The organism is Halobacterium sp. R2-5 (assembly GCF_011734195.1).
Taxonomy (GTDB): domain Archaea; phylum Halobacteriota; class Halobacteria; order Halobacteriales; family Halobacteriaceae; genus Halobacterium.
Window position 1 is genome coordinate 1,416,566 of sequence record NZ_JAANTH010000001.1, and the last position, 18,010, is coordinate 1,434,575.

Here is an 18,010-nt window from a genome sequence, read left to right on the forward strand (position 1 = left end):
TCCGCCCCGGAAAGTCTTATACGCGCTCCTTGCGTTCCACTGAGTATGCAGGCACACACGGTCGAGCGGGTGGAGTCCTGGGACTCCCGACCGTTCTCGGGTGGCTTCCGCGAGCTCCAGGACCTCGCGGACGGGGAGTTCTCGGGAGCGGTCGTCGCCGACGACACGTGGTTGTTCATGTTGAACGGCCGCGTCATCGGCGTCTTCGAGGGCGACGTCGCGGACTTCGGGGACGCCTCCGGGACCGTCTACGAGGCCCCCCACCCCAGTCTCGCGCTGCTGTTCTCGATGCAGGAGCGCGGCGGCGAGACGCAGGCGAAGTACTACACGAACGACACGCCGCTGTCGGAGGCCGCGCAGACGCTCGAGGACGCGAACTTCACGGGCTACATCGAGCTCTCCGAGAACGTCCTCTCCGGGGACTACTACGTGGTCTACTACGGCGGGCGCTCGATGAGCGCGGCGTTCGTCGGCGCCAGCGAGGAACTCGTCACGGGCGACGAGGCGTTCGAGCGGGCCGACGACGAGGTCGGCCTCTACGAGGTGAAGAAGTCCCCAGTGAACGTCACGAGCCTCCCGACCCCGGAAGGCGACGGGGACGACGGCGCGGACGCCGCGGCCGGAGCCGGGGCCGTGGGTGGGGCGACCGCCAGCGAGGAGCCGGCAGAACCCGACGCGGACGAGCGTGAGCCGGAGCCACAGGCCGAGGACAGCGAGCCGGCAGCGACGGACGACGAGCCGACGACCGAACCGAGAGACCGCGCGACTACGCAATCCCCGTCACCGACGGAACCCGTGGACGCGGCCGCGGAGCGTGAGTCGTCCGAGTCCGCGGCCGACAGCGCCGACGCGTCGGCGAGCGCGGGAGCGGCGTCGAAATCACAGCCGAACACGTCGGAGCCGGAACCGGACGCTCCCGAGTCGCAGCCGGATGCACGAGCGCAGCGCGAAGGGAGCGCGGCCGAGAACGGAGCCGAAGCGGACGCGCCGCAGCCGGGCGACGAGGGCGTCTTCGACCAGGAGGAGGAGTGGCGGAACGCGAAGTCCGTGCCGACGCTCGACCCCGAGAAGAGCGAGTCCACGGACGGCGGCGCGACCAAATCCCAGCCCTCGCAGTCCGAGCGCTCGCAGCCCGCTCCGTCCAAGCGGTCCACGCAGTCGTCGAGCAACGTGAGCAAGGGCGGGTCCGGCGGGAAGCGCCGGTCGACCGTCGAGAAGCTCAAGCGCGCGGTCAAGCAGCGCGACGCGAAGCTGGAGGAGGCTGCCGAGCGAATCGACAGCCTCGAAGGCGAACGCGCGGACCTCCGCGAGCGCGTGGAGACACTGGAGGCCGAGCGCGACGAACTCCGGGAGCGCGCGAACGAGCTCGAAGCGGAACTGGAGGCGGCCGAGGCCGCGGGCGGCGATGAAGAGCCGGCACCGCAGAACGACCTCGCGCCAGCTGCGGCGCTGTCCGGGACGAACCTCTTCGTGCGGTACGGGTCGAAGGGCAAGCCGACGCTGGACGACCTCGGGCCGGAGACGGACCTCGAAGCCGTCAACGAGAACCTCCGCATCGACCACCACACGCAGTTCGAGGCGGCGGACGCGACCGTCGACGGCGAGGGCTACGAGTCGTTCCTCGAGTCGTCGGCGTCCTACCGCTTCGTCTCGTGGGCGGTCCGGGAGCTCCCGTTCGAGATTCGGGACGCCGGCCACGCGGACGGCCTCGGGGAGCTCTACGACGCGCTGCCGGACGTCGACCGCGCGGAGCTCGACGGCACGGTCGAGATGGAAACCGAGGAAGGGGCGACGTCGCGGACGTTCGACGTGGTGCTCCGCGACCGGATGGGCGAGCCGCTGGTCGTCGCGGAGCTGAACGCCGAACGCGAGCCCGTCACGGGCGAGGAGATGGACGCGCTCGTCGACGCCGCCACGGCCGTCCGGGAGGGCGTCGACGAGCTCAGCGCTGCGATGTACGTGACGGCGTCGTTCTTCGAGCCGGCGGCCCTGGAGACGGCCAACGAGGAGACGGGCGGCGGCGGCTTCCTCAGCCGTAACGACAGGGAGAGTTACGTGAGAGTCGGCCGGAAGTCCGGCTACCACCTCTGTCTCGTCGAGGACAGGAACGACGCGTTCCACCTCACCGTCCCGGAACTGTAAGCGGGACGAGTCGGTACGTTACTCGGCTTCGGCGGCGGCGTCGATCTTCATCGCTTCCATCTTGTCGACGAGGTTGTCGACCTTCTCGTCGAGCTCGCCGACGAACTCGCTGGTGCGCTCGGTCGTGATCGCTCCCTGCGAGGACGGCTCGATGAGGTTCTCCTCCTCGAGGACGCGCAGCGAGTACCGGACCTTGTGGTGGGGGTAGCCGGTCTCGTTGGACATCTTCACGATGCCGATGGGTTCGTTCTCGATGACCATGCGGAGGACCTGCAGATGGCGCTCCAGCATATCGACTTCCTTCTCAAGCCGGTCTATCATGGCATTTGTTAACTTGTCTTGGCGGGCTTTTAAATGTTGTCGTAGAAGTCGGCCGCACGGCGACACCGTCTGCTTCTCATTGAGAACAGTTAACGCTTGCGTCCAGGGCGCCAGCGGCCCCCACACTGGTCGTTCGTCCAACTGAGGGTGGTACTCGCGACCGACCTATGCGAATTCGTGTACATATCGGGCGACGAGACCGTAACCGGTTTGACGACGCTGGTGGAAGCCACGGGTATGACCGTCACCATCGTCGGGTCGCAACTCGGCGACGAAGGCAAGGGCGGCGTCGTCGACCTGTTCGGCGACGCGGCCGACGTCGTCGTCCGGTACCAGGGCGGGGACAACGCAGGCCACACCGTCGTCGTCGGCGGCGACGAGTACAAGCTCTCGCTGGTCCCATCCGGAGCCGTCCGCGGGAAGACCGGCGTGCTCGGGAACGGCTGCGTCGTCAACCCCGAGACGCTGTTCGAGGAGATCGACGCGCTCCGCGAGCGCGGCCTCGACCCGGACGTCCGCGTCGCCCGACGCGCCCACGTCATCTTGCCGTACCACCGCGTGCTCGACGGCATCGAGGAGGAGGCCAAGTCCGACTCCGACCTCGACGCCGGCACCACGGGACGGGGCATCGGCCCCACGTACGAGGACAAGGCCGGCCGCCGCGGCGTCCGCATCGGCGACCTGCTCGACCCCGAGGTGCTCCGCGAGCGCCTGGAGTACGCCGTCCCGCAGAAGCGCGCGCTCTACGAGGACGTCTACGGCGGCGACGCCGGCGAGGAGTTCGACGTCGACGCGCTGTTCGAGCAGTACCGCGCGTTCGGCGAGCGCATCGCCGAGGAGGGCATGGACGTCAACGCCGGCGACTACCTCGCCGACCGCATCGACGACGGCGACAGCGTGATGCTGGAGGGCGCGCAGGGCACCAGCCTCGACATCGACCACGGCGTCTACCCCTACGTCACGTCCTCGAACCCGACAGCGGGCTACGCCGCCACCGGCACCGGCCTCGGACCCACGACGGTCGGCCAGGGCGAGGTCGTCGGCGTCGTGAAGGCGTACCTCTCCCGCGTCGGCACCGGCCCGCTCCCCACCGAGCTCACGGGCGACGACGAGGACCTCGCGGAGTACATCCGCGAGGAGGGCGGCGAGTACGGCACTGTCACCGGCCGCCCGCGCCGCGTCGGCTGGCTCGACCTCCCGATGCTCCGCCACGCCTCGCGCGCGAACGGCTTCACCGGCCTCGCCATCAACCACCTCGACGTGCTCGCCGGCCTCGACGAGGTGAAAGTCGGCCACGCCTACGAGCTCGACGGCGAGACCGTCTACTCGATGCCCGCGACGACCGAGCGCTGGGGCGACTGCGAGCCCGTCTTCGAGAGCTTCGACGGCTGGCCGGAGTTCGACCCCGAGGAGGTCGCCGCCGAGGGCTACGACGCGCTCCCCGCGGAGGCCCGCGAGTACGTCGAGTACGTCGAGGACGAACTCGAGACGCCCGCGTACGCGCTCGGCGTCGGCCCCGGCCGCGAGGAGACCGTCGTCCAGCAGAACCCCTTCGAGCAGTAACGCCGGGCAACCCGCACGCTTTTTGCCCGCGCCGTCCTCGGTCCGCGCATGAAAGAAGACCTCGTGGACATCGTCTGCTGCCCGCTGGACAAACACGACCTCGAACTCGACGCCGCGGAGCGCGAGGACGGCGAAATCCTCGCCGGGACGCTGACGTGCACGGAGTGCGGCGAGACGTACCCCATCGAAGACGGCATCCCGAACCTCCTGCCGCCGGACATGCGCGAGGAAGCGCCGGCCTGACCTCGGGAAGCTTTTTCTAACCCCGCGACAATCCATCGGTCGTGCCCGAACGGCTGTCCGTCCACCTCAACCGCGATCACCCGCGAGACCTGCAGCCGGAAGCGGCGTCGCTGGAGACGGACCGGTCGTTCGTCCTCGTGTTCGAGAACCACGGCGGCCCGATTCACGTCCACCTCCAGCTTGACGACGCGCTCGCCGCGGTCGCGGACGTCGCCGCGACCCAGGTGTACGTCGACGAGGGCCAGACCCGCGGCGTCGAAGTCGCGATACGGCCCGACCACCCGCCGGCGAAGGGCTACGTCGAGCTGTCGACGGGCTACGGCGCCGAGCAGGCGCGCGTGAACGTCACGGTGACCGACGAGCGCAAGGACGGCGGGCCGGACGTCGCCGTCGACGAGTCGCTCACCGAGAAGACCACCCCCGAGCCCGACGAGGAGTCGCTGGCGCTCGCGGACGTCGCGCTCCCGGCGGCCGCCGCGGTCGCCGCGGTCGCGTTCGCGCTCGCCATCGCGCTCGCCGGCTCCGACGCGCTCGCCGTGGCCGTCGGCGCGCTCGCGGTGCTCGGCGGCGTCGGCGTCGCGGGATACGTGCTGAGAACGTAGGAACCGCTACTCGTGGTCCTCGGGGTACGTCGGCGTCCCCGAGAGGCCGTGCTCGTCCATGCGCTTCGCGCGCAGGAAGCGCGCGCGGTAGCGGTTCGCGCCCTCGTTGACGTCCGCTTCGCGTATCTCGTCCGTGCGGCCGTCGGCGACCGCGTCGACGATGTCCTCGACCTGTTCTTTCTCCGCGGGCGTGAGCTCGAACGTGTACTCCCGTGTCTCCTCGCGTTCGAGCGTCGTGAACTTCCGGGCCGCGGCGATGAACAGCGAGCACGGCTCCCGGCACGGGAACTCGCCGTCGCCGCGCGGCACGTCGAGTTCCTCGTCCTCGCTTCGGTCCCACTCGCGGCGCTTCAGGCACTGGGAGTCCACGCAGCAGGCCTCCGCGGCCCACTCGAGGGCTTCGTCGTCGAGCTGTTCGACGATGCTGTAGATGCCGGACTGGCGGCCCGCGACCTCGCTCCAGTGGTCGACGTCGAGGTCGCCCTCGCGCTCGCGGTGCCAGTTCGACACCGTCGCCGGGTAGATGTAGTCGACCGTCTGCACGAGGGCGGAACCGTCCAAGTCGACGAACGCCCAGCCGTGCGGGAGCGTCGGCGCGGTCGAGAGCGGTCGGTAGCGCCCCTCGTCGTCGTGTTTCACGAGGTGGCGCGCTTCGAGGGGATCCGTGTACGCGTCTACGTCGTCACCGACGTCGTCCTCGTGGCGGACCTCGTAGCGCCGGCTGCCGCCCTCGCTGAGCACTGCCGTGACTGCGAGCTCTCCCCACGAGCGTGTGTGGCCGCCCCGGAGCTCGTCGTATCGCTCGGGGACCGACAGGTCGTCGGCGGCTTCGAGCCACCGCAGGAACGCCCGTCGCGGCGTGTCGCGGCCCTCGACGACGCGCTCCCAGTAGTACCAGTTCGTCGCGTACGGGTCGTCGGCGCGCTCGCGCAGGCCGTCCTCGTCGACCGTGGCCTGCCCGTCGGGAGTCTCCCAGCGGTAGCCGTCATCTACGCGCTCGACGACGAGGCCGTCGAAGTCGATGCCGTCGTCGGCGGCGTCGACGAGCGCCGCCTCGACGGCGTCGAGGTGGCTGGTCGCCGCCATCAGTCCCCCGCGCTCTCGACGGTCGTGCCGCCGGTCTCCTCTCGCACTCGCTCGATCGCGTCCGCGACGTCCGCGCCCGCGTCGGCGGCGCGTTCGAGAACGACGTCCGCGACCAGCGGCTCCGTCCCCACGGCGCCCGAGTACCAGATACGGTGGCCGTCGACCTCGCTGGGCACGTCGTAGCCCGTGCGGTAGTCGTCGGTCAGGCCCATGTCCTCGGGGATGTCCTCCTGCGTGTGGAAGCCGTCCGCGACGAACAGCGGCACGACGACGACGTCCTCCGCCTCGAAGAAGTCGGTGACGTCGTCGACTTCGGGGTCCTCGTCCATGAAGACGGCCTTCACCTCCTCGAAGCGCCCCGAGTCGCCGATGCGGTCGGCGTGGTAGTGGATGGCCTTCGCGGAGTTCTCGTTGCGCTCCGTGCCGTGGCCGACGACCGCGAGCCCGAACCCGTCCCCGACGTCCGGGTCGTCGGTGACGGACTTCGCGCGCTGGACGATGACGTCGCTCATCGAGTCGTGGGTGCCGACCGGCCCGCAGTAGTGGACCGTCTTGTCGACGTCCTCGGCGCGCACGGTGACGTGGTCGGCGTCAGTGCCGTCCGAATCCCAGTCCTCGGGGTCCCAGTCGTCGAGGCGGAGCTCGCGGGGGATGACCTGTTCGGTGAAGTAGCCCTCGGAGATGAACAGCGGGACGACGAACACCTCCTCGGACTCCAGAGTGCGCAGCACTTCCCGGAACGACGGTTCCTCCTTCCAGAACGCCTCCCGGACCTCGTCGAAGGCGCCGGAGGCGCGGATGGTATCGGCGTGGGAGAACGCCGGGTCCGAGGAACCCGGGTTGAGGTGCGAACCGTGGCCGACGATGACCAGCGCTTGCATGGCCGGGAGTTAGGAGGAGACGCCCTTAGGAACTTCGCAACCGGCGGCTCGGGTGCGCAGGTAGGGGAGAGTTTCGCCTCCTTTATTTTCTAGTAGGAGAACCGTCAGGTACGAATGGAGCGCTCCACGCTGGTCACCGCGGCCGTCGCCGCCCTCCTCGTGACGAGCGGCTGCGCCGGCATCGACGCCCTCGCCGGCGACGCGGAGTCCCCGCCCGACGACGACGTCGTGCGGCGGTTCGCGTCCCTGGAGACTGTCGAGGCGTCCCAGGTGACCAGCGTCGACGCCGGTGACGGCGTCAACGAGACGCGCGCCCACGTCCGTATCGACCTCACTGGCGACCGGTACCGGCAGTACCAGCGCGTCGTTTCACCGGAGTCGCGGGCGGGCGACGTCACGGTCTTCAACGAGACGGGCTCGATGCTGTACGACGCCGACGAGAACACGGTTACGCGCGTCCCGTGGACCCGCAGGAACGCCGAGTGGAATCAGTCGGCGTACCTCGCGCGCATCGTCGAGGCCGCCCGCGAGGACGAAGTCGCAGAGCCCTCGGACGGCGTCTCGCCGCTCCCCGTCGTCCCGGCGACCGGGACGGGGCCGTCGATTCCCGAGAACGCCATCGAGGGCTTCGAGGTGGAGTACCTCGGAACGGAGACCGTCGCCGACCGGACCGCGTACGGCTTCGAACTGACCGCCGTCTCGGAGGCCGCGCTCACCGGGAACCAGACGCTGTGGCTGGACAGCGAGTACTACTACCCGCTGAAGACGTCCCGGAAGTTCGACTACGGGAACCGCACCATCGAGACGACCGCGCGGCTGACGAACGTCACGTTCAACGGCGGCCTCCCCGAGGACGCCTTCGAGTTCGACGCCCCGGAGAACGCGACGGTGGAGACGCTGAACGTCTCCTCGGAGACGTTCGACTCCCCGAGCGCGCTCCGGGAGCGCGCGAACTTCACGGTGCCCGAGCCCGAGGTCCCCGAGGGCTACGAGTTCGACCAGGCGCAGTTCCTCGGCGGGAACACCACGCGAGCGAGCCTCGAGTACGTCGACGGCGACGGCGAGCGCCTCACCGTCACCAAGATGGCGTACGTGTCGAACACCTCGAACGGCCTCTCCGGGGAGGCCGTCACCGTCGCCGGCCAGGAGGGCGAGTACGTCACCACCTCGCGGGCGAAGCTGGTGCTGTGGTCCTGTGGAGACACGCGGTACTCGGTGGTCGCGACAGACCTCGACGAGGAAGCCGTCCTCGACGTGGCGGAGTCCGTCGGCTGCGGGTAGCTACGACGGCCGGCGGTACAGCGAGTACGCGATACAGAGCAGACCCGCGAGCTGGAGCATCCGAACGACCAGCCGGAACGGCGACTCGAGGCTCGCGTCGACGTAGCCGTACCGCAGCAGCGCGGTGCCGACGAACGTGGCCGTGTACGTCACCGCGGTCAGGAGGATGAGCCCCGCGGAGAGGTACTGCATCGCGGTGCTCTGGTGGCGCCGGAAGCCGCGGTAGGCGTGGTAGCCGATGAACAGGCCGACCGCCGTCGAGGCGAACGACGCGGCGACGTTGACGATGTAGAGCGCGTCCATCACAGTCCCTCCCACATTCTGGTGAAGCGGTCGGCGACGTCCTCGCTCTCGCACTCGACCTCGGAGGTGTACTCGCCGTCGTCGAGTTCGAGCGTGAACCGGCGGAACGTCGCGCGGTACACGCGGTGGTGGTTGCCGTCCGACCGGACGTTGATGGACTCCTCGAGTAGCTCGTGGTCGGTGAGGTCGTCGATTCGCCGATACACCGTCGCCGTCGACGCGTCACAGGCCTCGCTCAGTTGGCTGGCGGACATGGGTTCCGTGCTCGCCGCTGCGAGGATGTCGCGGGCGTGCTCGTCGTCGAGCAACGAGAGCACCGACGTCGGGTCGCTGTCCTCGCTCACGTCGACGCGTACTCGCCACGGGGGTTTAAAGCAGGGGTGTCCTCGCAGTCGCTGAAACTTATGCTCCCACGGGGCCGTTCTCCACGCATGACACAGGCGGCGGCGACGCGAGCGGCGGTCGACGACCACCCGTTCCTGCGGCGGGCGTTGCGCGCGGGCGTCGTCAACCACGCGGCGGCCGCGCGCTTCCTCGACGTGGACGGCGACGAGGACGCGGTCGCGGCGGCGATTCGGCGCTACAGCGAGGATCTCCCCGAGTACGAGGCCGCCGGGCGGGACGCCCACGTCTCCATGGAGTCGGGGCTCGGCGCGAGCGACGACGGCCTGCTGGTCGTCGGCGGCGAGGGGTTCGCGCCCGGCGAGGGCGACCTGACGGCGCTGCTCGCGAGCGGCGACGTCGACACGCGCACGCTCGCCGCCGCGCTCGAACGGTTACACGCCGATGGCGTCGAACCGGTGGCCGCGGGCGTCGCCGACGAGTCGCTCGCGGTGGTCGTCGAGCGCCGGGACGGCGCGGACGCGCTCCGCGTCGTCGAGGACGCCCTCGACGGCGTGCCCGCCTGACGGCGTCACGTGCCGTCGGTTCCGACGCTTTGAAACGCTGGCGCCCGTACGTTCGGCCGTATGACTCTCTACGTGTCGAACACCCGCTCCGGCGAGCGGGAGGTCTTCGAGCCCCACGACCCCGAGGACGTCCTCGTGTACACGTGCGGGCTCACCGTCTCCGACGACTCCCACCTCGGTCACGCTCGCCTGTGGGTGCAGTCGGACGTGATGTCCCGGTGGCTCTCCCACGTCGGCTACGACGTCCGTCACGTCCAGAACTTCACGGACGTCAACGAGAAGATCGTCGCGCGCACCGGCGAGGACGGCCTCGGCGACACCGAGGCGACGGTCGCCCGCCACTACATCGACTCCGTCATCGAGGACATGCGCGACCTCAACCTCGAACGGGCGGAGGTGTACCCGCGGGTCTCCGAGCACGTCCCCGAGATCATCGACCTCGTGGAGACGCTCGTCGAGGAGGGGTACGCCTACGAGTCGAACGGCTCGGTCTACTTCGACGTCACGTCCTTCGAGGACTACGGGAAACTCTCCGGCCAGCAGGTCGACGAGGTCGAAGCCCAGGGCCCCGAGTCCGAGCAGTCCGAGAAGCGCCACCCCGCGGACTTCGCGCTCTGGAAGGCGGGCGCCGTCGCCCCCGAGGACGCCAACCAGCACCGCAGCGACGACCTGCCGCCGCTCGAAGAGCCCGCGGGCCAGACGTGGGAGTCGCCGTGGAGCGAGGGGCGGCCGGGCTGGCACATCGAGTGCTCGGCGATGAGCACGACTCACCTCGACGACCACATCGACGTCCACGTCGGCGGACAGGACCTCGTCTTCCCCCACCACGAGAACGAGGTCGCGCAGAGCGAGGCCGCGGCGGGCGGCCCGTTCGCGAAGTACTGGCTGCACGTCCGCCTGCTGGAGACGGAGGGCGAGAAGATGAGCTCCAGCCTGGGGAACTTCTTCACGACGAAGAACGCCATCGAGGAGTTCGGGCCGAACGTCGTCCGGATGTTCCTCGTCTCTACCTCCTACACGCAGCGCCAGACGTACTCCGAGGAGACCATCTCGGAGGCCGAGCAGCGCTGGGAGCGCCTCCAGCGGGCGTACGAGCGCGCGACCGACGCCGCGGACAGCCCGGACGCGTACGCGAAAGTCGCGGACGACGACCTCCGGCAGGCGGTTCGGGACGCCCGCGAGGGCTTCGAGTCCGCGATGAACGACGACTTCAACACGCGCGCGGCGGTGAGCGCGCTGCTCGAACTCGCCTCCAGCGTTCACAAGTACGTCGACGGCGCCGAGCGCTACGACTACCGCGCGCTCGTCGACGCGGTCGAACTCTTCGAGGAGTTCGGCGGCGACGTGCTCGGCTTCCAGTTCGGCACCGCCGACGGCGGGGACGCCGCGCTCGCCGACGACCTCGTCGAACTCGTCCTGGACATCCGAGAAGAAGCGCGGGACGCGGGCAACTACGAGCGCGCCGACCAGCTCCGCGACCGCCTCGAGTCGCTCGGCGTCACCGTCGAGGACACCGACGACGGAGCGACCTTCCGGCGCTGAATCCTCTGTAACCGCGGAGTTGAGCGTCTGACACGACGAGCCACCAAGCTTATTCCCGCCGGCTGGTTCCACTCGCCCATGCAACGACGAACGGTAGTCGCCGTCGCGGTCGCCGCCCTGCTCGCGACTAGCGGCTGTCTCGGTGTTCTCGGCGGCGACGGCGTGGAGGTCTCGGCCTCGCAGGCGACCGTCTCCGACAGCGCGCTCGAAGAGAGCGGCTACGAGGAAGTGAGCGTGAACGAGTCGGAGGTCACACGGGAGTTCTCCGCGGCCGGCCAGTCCCGGAACGTCACGGTGACGAACTGGGTGGCGATGTACGAGCGCACGGTCAGCGTGCCCCTCGTCGGCGAGCAGCGCGCCGCCGTCTTCGGCGCGTTCGCCAGTCCCGAGGTGGGCGTGCTCGGGCAGTCGTTCAACCCCATCAGCGACTACTCCGACCGCGAGCTCGCGGCGCTCGCCCAGCAGCAGTACGACGGCCTCAGCATCGGCGAGGCGGTCGGCACGCGGAACGCGACCGTCCTCGGCGAGTCCACGGAAGTCACGAAGTTCGACGGCACCGCCAGCATCGGCGGCCAGGAGGTCGACGTCTACGTCCACGTCACGAAAGTCAAGCACGACGGCGACTACGTGGTCGCCGTCGCCATCTACCCGCAGGCTCTCGACGGCGAGCAGGACCGCGTCGACACGCTCCTCGACGGCCTCGAACACTGACGCGCCGGCCGTGGCTCCCGCTTCTCGACGCGCTGTCGAAACGTGTGTCCAGATCGAGGAGTGGCGAGTCGCGGAGCGATTGTTAAATTCGACAATTTCGGATATAATTGGTCGTTCGTTTTCTAATATCTGGATACAGGTGTCGTTCTAGCACTATCTATGCCCTAAATCAGTATTATGGGCAGACTTACGGTAGCGTTCTTTGGTAACTAGGTACATGGTCCGAACTGACCCGTACACGCCCCCCGAGACGAACCGCTACGAGTGCACCAACTGCCTCGGGCGCTTCGAGAGCGAGCACCACCTCGTGAACTGCCCCGACTGCGGCGAAGCAGTCCGGAACGTGGCGGTCCCGCGGGAGTGACCGCGAGCTACGACTGGGTCATGGTTCTCGTTAGCAAGGCACTTTTTATAGCTGGTCTGCGTGGTGGCGGCCATGTCGACAACTGGCCGCGGCGGTGGCGTGACTGAGTTCTACGAGCGACAGATCGGGCGAGCCGAGACCGAAGACGAGGTCTACGGCTACCTCGTGTTCGTCGCCGGTCTGGTGCTCGGTATCGTCGGAATCCTGCTGTTCCTGCCCAGCGAGTCCGCCGGCTCGATGCGAGAGTACAGCGTCGCGCTCGGGGCGGCCGGGTTCGCGCTGCTCATCGCCGGCCCCGTCATCCGGCTGCCGCTGCGACGGACCGCGACGACGGCCGTCTACCTCGGGTTGTTGCTGTGCGCGGCCGCAATCGCGTGGTTCCTCGCGGTGTTCCCGAACCAGTGGCAGACCGCGAGCGGCCACCAGGGCGTCATCACGCTGTACGTCGCTGGCGTCGCCGTCATCGGCGCGGGTGCCGTGCTCGTGCCGCTGCTCACGTCCACCCGGTCGACGCAGGAGACCGCGGCCGCGCGAGCGGAGAGTCAGGAGCGCGAGCGCCGCGTCGGGGAAGTCGAGAGCGAGCTCGAAGCCGCCGAACGCGCCCGCGACGAGCTCGAAGGTGAGCTCGCGTCCGTCCGGTCGAGTCAGGCGCAGTTCGAGCTCTACGAGGACAAGGCCGGGCAGTACCGCTGGCGGCTCCGCCACCGCAACGGCAACGTCGTCGCGGACGGCGGACAGGGGTACACCCGGAAGCACAACGCCCAGAAGGGCATGCAGAGCGTGCGTCGGAACGCGCTCGGCGCGGCGGCGATCCACGCCGAACCCGCCGCCGTCGACGAGGAAGCGGACCTCGACGAGCTCCCGATGCTCTCCGAGGAACCCGAGGAGAGCCGGGCGACCTTCGAAGTGTTCGAGGACAGCGGCGGCGAGTACCGCTGGCGACTCGTCCACGACAACGGCAACGTGCTCGCGGACAGCGGCGAGGGCTACACGCGGCGCCGCGACGCCCGCCGCGCCGTCGAAGGCGTCCAGACCAACGTCGGGCCCGCGGAGTACCTCACGTTCGACCCGGCGTCGTTCGAAATCTACCGCGACGTCGCGGGCGAGTGGCGGTGGCGGCTCGTCCACGAGAACGGGAACATCCTCGCGGACAGCGGCGAAGGGTACACGCGACGCCGCGACGCCCGCCGCGCCGTCGACCGCCTGCAGGACCGCGTCGGGGACGCCGAGTTCGACGTCTACGAGGACGCCGCCGACGAGTACCGCTGGCGGCTCACCGCGGAGAACGGCAACGTCGTCGCGGACAGCGGCGAGGGCTACACGCGCCGCGACGAGGCCGAGAACGCCGTCGAGCGCCTCCGGGAGTACGCGCCGGACGCCGACGCGCTCGACGTCGGGTTCGCGGTGTTCGAGGTGTTCGAGGACAGCGGCGGCGAGTACCGCTGGCGGCTCCGCCACCGCAACGGGAACATCATCGCCGACGGCGGCGAGGGCTACAGTTCGCGGTCGAAGGCCCGCGCCGGCATCGAGAGCGTGAAGCGCAACGCCCCCGGTGCGGACGTCGGCAGCGAGTGACGGCAGGCCAGCCGACCGCTCTTTTGCGAACGTGTTCGGGCAATAGGTTTGGGTGCCCGTAGCGCGAAATGCGGACGTGACAGACGACACTCCAGCCGTCGAACTCGCGGACGTTGACGCGCTGACCGAGACGCCCCACGCCGAGGTGTTCGAGACGCGCGACCCCCGGACCGTCCGGCTCGCCCTCGACGAGGGCGAAGAAGTGGCCGCCCACCAGCACCCCGACTCGATGGTCGTCCTCTACGTGCTGTCGGGCGCCCTCGAACTCGGGCTCGGCGACGACACGTACGACCTCGACGCCGGTGACGGCGTCCGGTTCGACGGCGAGCAGGACGTCGCGCCGCGCGCCGTCGCGGACGCCGAGGCGCTGGTCGTGTTCGCGCCGAAGAGCTAGTTCAACGCGAGCGGCACGAGCAGCACAGCCATCAGGTGGACGCGGCGCGCGCCGAAGTACGGCGGAATCAGTCCGATTAGCGTCGCTACGAGGAGCAGCACGACGCCGATCTGTCCCGCGAACACCCACGCGAGCACCGCCAGCAGCCCGCAGACGCCGGCCGTGAGGCGGCGGTGGTCGACGCCGCGTACGAGTCGGAAGTACCGGTCGCCGAGCACGGGCACGAGGACGGCGCCCGCGCAGGCCGCGAGCGCGACGCTCGCGAGCAGCAGCGGCAGCGTCTTCGGTAATGCGGCGCGTTCGAACGCGACGAGTACGCCCGTGTGGGCGTTCCCGAGCGCGAGTAGCGCGTAGAGGGCGAACACCGTGTTCGCGGTGTTGACGCCGGAGAGCGCCGCGATGAACGCGCGGTCGCCGTCCGCGCGCGTCGCCTCGACGGCGAACACCGCGGCGATGGCGCCGGACATCCCGGGGACGTACGCGACTGCGGCGCCGGCGAGGCTGCCCGCGAACCCCGGACCCGCGACCGAGCGCGGGCCGCCGGCGACCGCTGGGTCGTCCTGCTCGGGGACGCCGGCGCCACGGAAGGCCTCGATGAGGACGGGCGTGCCGAACAGTCCGGCGAACAGCGGCGCGAGCACGTCCCCGGTCGGCATCACGCTATCGGGACGCATCGGGAGCGCGAGGACGCCGAGCGCGCCGCTCGCAGCGACCGCCAGAACGGCACCGAGACGCGAGCGTCGCGTCGGTTCGCGAGCGAGCAGGACGACGAGGAGCGCGACGACCACGACGGAGAGGTGCTCGTAGACGAGCGGCGCGACGACCGTCGCGGCCACAGTGACCGGGATTCCGAGTGCGAACGCGACGGCCACGGCGACGCCGCTGCCGAGCGCGGAGACGCGCAGCGCCTCCCGGCCGCGGCCGCCCATCACGAGCCGGTGGCCGGGGAGCGCGCTCACCGCCATTGCGGGGTCCGGAACGCCGAGCGCGAGCGTCGGCACGACGTCCAGGAACGAGTGTGTGACGCCGGCCGCGAGCATCGCGGCACCGACGAGCTGCGGCGGCCCTGGAACGCTGGGCGCGGCCGCAGCGAGCAGTAGCGCCAGCGAGTTCACGTGGAGGCCGGGGACGAGCCCCGAGCACGTCCCGAGGAAGACGCCGGCCGCAACTGCCGCCAGCGCCGCCGCTGACGAACCCGGAGCGACGAGCACGCGCACGCCGGCGACGTCCATCGCGGCGAGTTGGTCCCGCTCCCGTACTTCAAGCTACGGACGAACGCAGCGAGCGGGCGGCGAGCCGGCGGCTGTTCGGCGTTGCGCGCGAAAGAAAAACGGCTGGTCGTGGAACCGGATTACCCGAAGAGGTCGCCGAGGCCTTCGCCGCTGGCCTCCTCGTCCTCGTCGTCGCCGGCTTCCTCGGCTTCGTCGGCTTCGGCCTCTTCTTCGGCCTCGGCCTCCTCGTCCGCTTCCTCGGCTTCGTCGCCGCCAGCGGCGCCCGCGGCGGGCGCGGCCGGAGCGGCGGCAGCCTCGGCGACGGCCTCCTCGATGTCGACGTCCTCGAGGGCCGCGACGAGCGCCTTGACGCGGGACTCCTCGACGTCGACACCGGCGGCCTCGAGGACGCCGGTGATGTTCTCTTCGTTGATCTCTTCGCCAGACTCGTTCAGGATGAGTGCTGCGTAAACGTACTCCATTGTTATCCGAACATCTCCCCGAGGCCTTCGGCGCCGTCGCCTCCGTCTTCGTCGTCGTCGGAGTCGTCGGCGTCTGCCTCGGAATCAGTGGGTTGGTCGTCGCTCTGTTCGTCTTCGCTGTCCTCCTCGGGCTCCGCCGCCGCTGCGGCGGGCGCCTCGACGCCGCGGAGCTCCTCGGGGAGCGCCTCCTCGTCGTCGATCTGCGCGGCGAGCGCGCGCACCTGCGCGTCCGCCTTGCTGACGAGGTCGTCCGCGAGGTCCGGGCTCTCGATGGACGCCTGCAGGCCGAGGCTCTTCGCCTCGCCCTGGGCCTTCCGGATGAGGGTCGGCGCGGTCTGCGACGTCGGGTACTCCGCGTTCACGGAGAGGTTCCGTGCGGACGCGGCCGCGGACTGGATGTCCGCGCGGTACTCCTCGACGTCGATCTCGAGTTCCTCGGGCGTGAACAGGACGCCCTCGGAGTAGACGCCGCGGAGGTCCAGGCCGACTTCCTTCGGCTCGATGCCGAGCTCGGCGAGGACGTTCGCGACGTCCGTGGAGACGGTGTCTCCCTCCTCGACGACGACGGAGTCCTCCATCACCTTGATGGAGCCCTCCTGGATGCGCGCGTTCGCGCCGATCTGCTGGAGTTCGCCGACGAACGGACCCGGGTCGATGCCGGTGTCGCCCTCGGGGACGACGATGTCGTTCGGCGCGACCTCGCCAGCGTTGATGGGCGCGGGCGTCTTCGACTCCTCGAGCTGCTGGAAGAGCCCGAACGGGTTGTCGTTCGTGGCGACCAGGCCGACCTCGCCCGAGACGTACTGGGTGAGGTCTTCGAGGCCGTCGTCGACCTCTTCGAGCGCACGGACGAGCAGCGTGTTCCGGCTCATGCGGAGCGCGGCGCTGCCGTGCAGGCCGCGGCGCATGTCCTGGAGCTGGCGGCTCGGGATGCCCGTGACGCTCACGACGCCGACGCTGTCGTGGTTCTCGAGCAGGTCGACGAGCTCGTCGACTTCCTCGCGCTTCCACTCGGGGATGGTGTCTGTGGTGCGTTCCTCGGCGGACATCTCAAGCCACCTCCACGGCGGGCCCCATCGTCGTCTTCACGTAGACCGCGTCGACGTTGAGGGGACCCTTCTCGAGGTCCGCGTGCAGGCGGCGCAGGATCACGTCGATGTTGTCCGCGATGTCCTCGGCGGACATGTCCTCCGCGCCGACGCGCGTGTGGAACGTGCGCCGGTCGCGGCTGCGAAGCTGCACGGTGTTTTTCATTCGGTTGACTGTCTCGACGACGTCGTCGTCGGGCTGGAGCGGCGTCGGCATCTTGCCGCGCGGACCGAGCACTTGACCGAGCGCACCCGCGATGTCCTGCATCATGGATGCTTCGGCCACGAAGAAGTCCGTCGCGTCAGCGAGGTCCTTCGCGGCGTCGGTGTCGTCGGCGAGGTCGGCGACTTCGTCGCCACCGTAGACCTCGTCCGCGACTTCCTCGGCTCGAACTGCGGTCTCGCCCTCTGCGAAGACCACAATCTGTGTCTCCTGTCCGGTGCCCGACGGCAGTACGACGCCCTCGTCGACACGATTCGACGGGTCGTTGAGGTCGAGGTCGCGCAGATTGATCGCGAGGTCCACCGTCTCACGGAAATTCCGCTCTGGGGCCTCCTCGAGTGCGCGAGTTACGGCCTCTTCAATGTCGTTGTCTGCCATCTTTCACCTCCGTAGTGCATTGACCCTGTGAAGGTCGGATCTCCTACGGGTCAGTGAAACAGGCGAAGCCTGTCTCGCTTCGAGAGAGGGGCAACGCGTCCTTAAAACCGTCGAACCACGATTCCGGCGCGAGCGGCGCTGAGAGCGGTCGCTCCGCTAGGAATCGGGAACAGCGACGGCACGCGAGAACCACGAACCGAAGTCGAGAATTCCAGTTTACGCTGCCGCTTCTTCCGCACCCAGCACGTCGTCGTAGTCGCCGTCCGCGACGCGCTGCTTGAACGTCCGCGCGTCCTCGCCCTCGATGGTGACGCCCATGGAGGCGCAGGTGCCGGCGACCTCCTTGGCGGCGTTGCGCGTGTCGTACGCGAGGAGGTCGGGCTTCTTCTGCTCCGCGATGGTCTTCAGCTGCTCGATGGAGATGTCCGCGACGAAGTCCTCGTTGGGCTCGCCGGAACCGGTCTCGAAGCCGGCCTCGTCTTTCACGAGAGCGGCCGTCGGCGGGACGCCGACTTCGATGCTGAACGACCCGTCCTCCTCGTACTCGACGGTGACCGGCACTTCCGTGCCGTCGAACGCTTCGGTCTGGTCGTTGATCTCCTGTACGACGGCCTGCACGTCGACGGGCGTCGGTCCGAGTTCGGGACCGAGCGGCGGCCCGGGGTCGGCCTGACCGCCAGCCACGAGTACTTCGATCGTCTCAGCCATACCC

Annotated in this window: 21 protein-coding genes; 11 read left to right on the plus strand and 10 right to left on the minus strand. The window is 69.4% G+C overall.

The genetic code is table 11. The features are described from left to right. Positions 1-45: 45 nt before the first annotated feature. Positions 46-2,142 carry a hypothetical protein gene (locus G9C83_RS07630; RefSeq protein ID WP_167245495.1) on the plus strand — a complete coding sequence of 699 codons (2,097 nt, stop codon included), beginning with the start codon at positions 46-48 and terminating at the stop codon, positions 2,140-2,142. 18 nt (positions 2,143-2,160) lie between these two features. Here the strand turns inward: G9C83_RS07630 and G9C83_RS07635 are convergent, their stop codons facing one another. After that, on the minus strand, positions 2,161-2,463 hold the full coding sequence (locus G9C83_RS07635; protein WP_167245496.1) for a hypothetical protein: 303 nt from the start codon (positions 2,461-2,463) through the stop codon (positions 2,161-2,163). 237 nt (positions 2,464-2,700) lie between these two features. On the opposite strand from G9C83_RS07635, the gene G9C83_RS07640 reads away from it, so the two are divergent. The 3 genes from G9C83_RS07640 to G9C83_RS07650 are packed head-to-tail and all read left to right on the plus strand — an operon-like array spanning position 2,701 to position 4,871. Next, positions 2,701-4,026 carry an adenylosuccinate synthase gene (locus G9C83_RS07640; protein WP_167245497.1) on the plus strand — a complete coding sequence of 442 codons (1,326 nt, stop codon included), beginning with the start codon at positions 2,701-2,703 and terminating at the stop codon, positions 4,024-4,026. A 48-nt stretch (positions 4,027-4,074) separates the two neighbouring features. Beyond that, positions 4,075-4,269, plus strand: coding sequence for a methytransferase partner Trm112 (locus G9C83_RS07645; RefSeq protein ID WP_167245498.1), 195 nt, complete (start codon positions 4,075-4,077; stop codon positions 4,267-4,269). A 41-nt stretch (positions 4,270-4,310) separates the two neighbouring features. Beyond that, positions 4,311-4,871, plus strand: a complete 561-nt coding sequence (locus G9C83_RS07650) for a hypothetical protein (protein ID WP_167245499.1) — start codon at positions 4,311-4,313, stop codon at positions 4,869-4,871. 6 nt (positions 4,872-4,877) lie between these two features. Here G9C83_RS07650 and G9C83_RS07655 read toward each other — a convergent pair whose 3' ends face one another. Continuing rightward, complete coding sequence (locus tag G9C83_RS07655) at positions 4,878-5,957, minus strand: DR2241 family protein (RefSeq protein WP_167245500.1); 1,080 nt, start codon at positions 5,955-5,957, stop codon at positions 4,878-4,880. Beyond that, entirely contained in the window at positions 5,957-6,838 is an 882-nt protein-coding gene (locus tag G9C83_RS07660; protein ID WP_167245501.1) for a CbiX/SirB N-terminal domain-containing protein, read from the minus strand. Before G9C83_RS07660 ends, G9C83_RS07655 begins: the two co-directional genes overlap by 1 nt. Positions 6,839-6,952: 114 nt before the next feature. On the opposite strand from G9C83_RS07660, the gene G9C83_RS07665 reads away from it, so the two are divergent. Continuing rightward, on the plus strand, positions 6,953-8,119 hold the full coding sequence (locus tag G9C83_RS07665; RefSeq protein WP_167245502.1) for a DUF4367 domain-containing protein: 1,167 nt from the start codon (positions 6,953-6,955) through the stop codon (positions 8,117-8,119). Here G9C83_RS07665 and G9C83_RS07670 read toward each other — a convergent pair whose 3' ends face one another. After that, positions 8,120-8,422 (minus strand): hypothetical protein, encoded by a 303-nt coding sequence (locus G9C83_RS07670; RefSeq protein ID WP_167245503.1) that lies wholly within the window; start codon positions 8,420-8,422, stop codon positions 8,120-8,122. Continuing rightward, positions 8,422-8,766 (minus strand): winged helix-turn-helix domain-containing protein, encoded by a 345-nt coding sequence (locus tag G9C83_RS07675; protein WP_167245504.1) that lies wholly within the window; start codon positions 8,764-8,766, stop codon positions 8,422-8,424. The genes G9C83_RS07670 and G9C83_RS07675 overlap by 1 nt, the downstream gene beginning before the upstream one ends. Positions 8,767-8,853: 87 nt before the next feature. Here G9C83_RS07675 and G9C83_RS07680 point away from each other — a divergent pair, with 87 nt between their 5' ends. The 6 genes from G9C83_RS07680 (at position 8,854) to G9C83_RS07705 (ending at position 13,916) form a co-directional block, all read left to right on the plus strand. Beyond that, positions 8,854-9,330, plus strand: coding sequence for a hypothetical protein (locus G9C83_RS07680; protein WP_167245505.1), 477 nt, complete (start codon positions 8,854-8,856; stop codon positions 9,328-9,330). A gap of 60 nt (positions 9,331-9,390) precedes the next feature. Next, positions 9,391-10,872, plus strand: a complete 1,482-nt coding sequence (gene cysS, locus G9C83_RS07685) for a cysteine--tRNA ligase (protein ID WP_167245506.1) — start codon at positions 9,391-9,393, stop codon at positions 10,870-10,872. A gap of 78 nt (positions 10,873-10,950) precedes the next feature. Further along, positions 10,951-11,583, plus strand: a complete 633-nt coding sequence (locus G9C83_RS07690) for a DUF6517 family protein (protein WP_167245507.1) — start codon at positions 10,951-10,953, stop codon at positions 11,581-11,583. A 217-nt stretch (positions 11,584-11,800) separates the two neighbouring features. Then, positions 11,801-11,947, plus strand: coding sequence for a rubrerythrin-like domain-containing protein (locus G9C83_RS07695; protein ID WP_167245508.1), 147 nt, complete (start codon positions 11,801-11,803; stop codon positions 11,945-11,947). Between the two features lie 72 nt (positions 11,948-12,019). After that, entirely contained in the window at positions 12,020-13,522 is a 1,503-nt protein-coding gene (locus tag G9C83_RS07700) for an HVO_2922 family protein (RefSeq protein WP_167245509.1), read from the plus strand. A gap of 76 nt (positions 13,523-13,598) precedes the next feature. Next, positions 13,599-13,916 carry a cupin domain-containing protein gene (locus tag G9C83_RS07705; protein WP_167245510.1) on the plus strand — a complete coding sequence of 106 codons (318 nt, stop codon included), beginning with the start codon at positions 13,599-13,601 and terminating at the stop codon, positions 13,914-13,916. Here the strand turns inward: G9C83_RS07705 and G9C83_RS07710 are convergent. From G9C83_RS07710 to G9C83_RS07730, 5 genes are all read right to left on the minus strand, one after another. Continuing rightward, the gene (locus G9C83_RS07710) at positions 13,913-15,148 is read right to left on the minus strand and encodes a tripartite tricarboxylate transporter permease (RefSeq protein ID WP_167245511.1); all 1,236 of its coding nucleotides are present in this window, start codon (positions 15,146-15,148) and stop codon (positions 13,913-13,915) included. The genes G9C83_RS07705 and G9C83_RS07710 overlap by 4 nt on opposite strands. Before the next feature lie 119 nt (positions 15,149-15,267). Beyond that, positions 15,268-15,609 (minus strand): 50S ribosomal protein P1, encoded by a 342-nt coding sequence (gene rpl12p / locus G9C83_RS07715; RefSeq protein WP_167245512.1) that lies wholly within the window; start codon positions 15,607-15,609, stop codon positions 15,268-15,270. Between the two features lie 2 nt (positions 15,610-15,611). Beyond that, positions 15,612-16,658: a 50S ribosomal protein L10 gene (locus tag G9C83_RS07720; RefSeq protein WP_167245513.1), complete on the minus strand. Its 1,047-nt coding sequence runs from the start codon at positions 16,656-16,658 to the stop codon at positions 15,612-15,614. 1 nt (position 16,659) lies between these two features. After that, positions 16,660-17,298: a 50S ribosomal protein L1 gene (locus G9C83_RS07725; RefSeq protein WP_167245514.1), complete on the minus strand. Its 639-nt coding sequence runs from the start codon at positions 17,296-17,298 to the stop codon at positions 16,660-16,662. A 216-nt stretch (positions 17,299-17,514) separates the two neighbouring features. Further along, a complete protein-coding gene (locus G9C83_RS07730; RefSeq protein ID WP_167245515.1) occupies positions 17,515-18,006 on the minus strand; it encodes a 50S ribosomal protein L11 in 492 nt (163 codons plus the stop codon). Between the last annotated feature and the right edge of the window lie 4 nt (positions 18,007-18,010).

Excerpts from the sequence above, each read along its gene's own strand:
- G9C83_RS07630 (WP_167245495.1), top strand. The coding sequence starts at position 46 with ATGCAGGCACACACGGTCGAGCGGGTGGAGTCCTGGGACTCCCGACCG.
- G9C83_RS07635 (WP_167245496.1), bottom strand. The coding sequence starts at position 2,463 with ATGATAGACCGGCTTGAGAAGGAAGTCGATATGCTGGAGCGCCATCTG.
- G9C83_RS07640 (WP_167245497.1), top strand. The coding sequence starts at position 2,701 with ATGACCGTCACCATCGTCGGGTCGCAACTCGGCGACGAAGGCAAGGGC.
- G9C83_RS07645 (WP_167245498.1), top strand. The coding sequence starts at position 4,075 with ATGAAAGAAGACCTCGTGGACATCGTCTGCTGCCCGCTGGACAAACAC.
- G9C83_RS07655 (WP_167245500.1), bottom strand. The coding sequence starts at position 5,957 with ATGGCGGCGACCAGCCACCTCGACGCCGTCGAGGCGGCGCTCGTCGAC.
- G9C83_RS07660 (WP_167245501.1), bottom strand. The coding sequence starts at position 6,838 with ATGCAAGCGCTGGTCATCGTCGGCCACGGTTCGCACCTCAACCCGGGT.
- G9C83_RS07665 (WP_167245502.1), top strand. The coding sequence starts at position 6,953 with ATGGAGCGCTCCACGCTGGTCACCGCGGCCGTCGCCGCCCTCCTCGTG.
- G9C83_RS07670 (WP_167245503.1), bottom strand. The coding sequence starts at position 8,422 with ATGGACGCGCTCTACATCGTCAACGTCGCCGCGTCGTTCGCCTCGACG.
- G9C83_RS07680 (WP_167245505.1), top strand. The coding sequence starts at position 8,854 with ATGACACAGGCGGCGGCGACGCGAGCGGCGGTCGACGACCACCCGTTC.
- cysS (WP_167245506.1), top strand. The coding sequence starts at position 9,391 with ATGACTCTCTACGTGTCGAACACCCGCTCCGGCGAGCGGGAGGTCTTC.
- G9C83_RS07690 (WP_167245507.1), top strand. The coding sequence starts at position 10,951 with ATGCAACGACGAACGGTAGTCGCCGTCGCGGTCGCCGCCCTGCTCGCG.
- G9C83_RS07695 (WP_167245508.1), top strand. The coding sequence starts at position 11,801 with ATGGTCCGAACTGACCCGTACACGCCCCCCGAGACGAACCGCTACGAG.
- G9C83_RS07700 (WP_167245509.1), top strand. The coding sequence starts at position 12,020 with ATGTCGACAACTGGCCGCGGCGGTGGCGTGACTGAGTTCTACGAGCGA.
- G9C83_RS07710 (WP_167245511.1), bottom strand. The coding sequence starts at position 15,148 with ATGGACGTCGCCGGCGTGCGCGTGCTCGTCGCTCCGGGTTCGTCAGCG.
- rpl12p (WP_167245512.1), bottom strand. The coding sequence starts at position 15,609 with ATGGAGTACGTTTACGCAGCACTCATCCTGAACGAGTCTGGCGAAGAG.
- G9C83_RS07720 (WP_167245513.1), bottom strand. The coding sequence starts at position 16,658 with ATGTCCGCCGAGGAACGCACCACAGACACCATCCCCGAGTGGAAGCGC.
- G9C83_RS07725 (WP_167245514.1), bottom strand. The coding sequence starts at position 17,298 with ATGGCAGACAACGACATTGAAGAGGCCGTAACTCGCGCACTCGAGGAG.
- G9C83_RS07730 (WP_167245515.1), bottom strand. The coding sequence starts at position 18,006 with ATGGCTGAGACGATCGAAGTACTCGTGGCTGGCGGTCAGGCCGACCCC.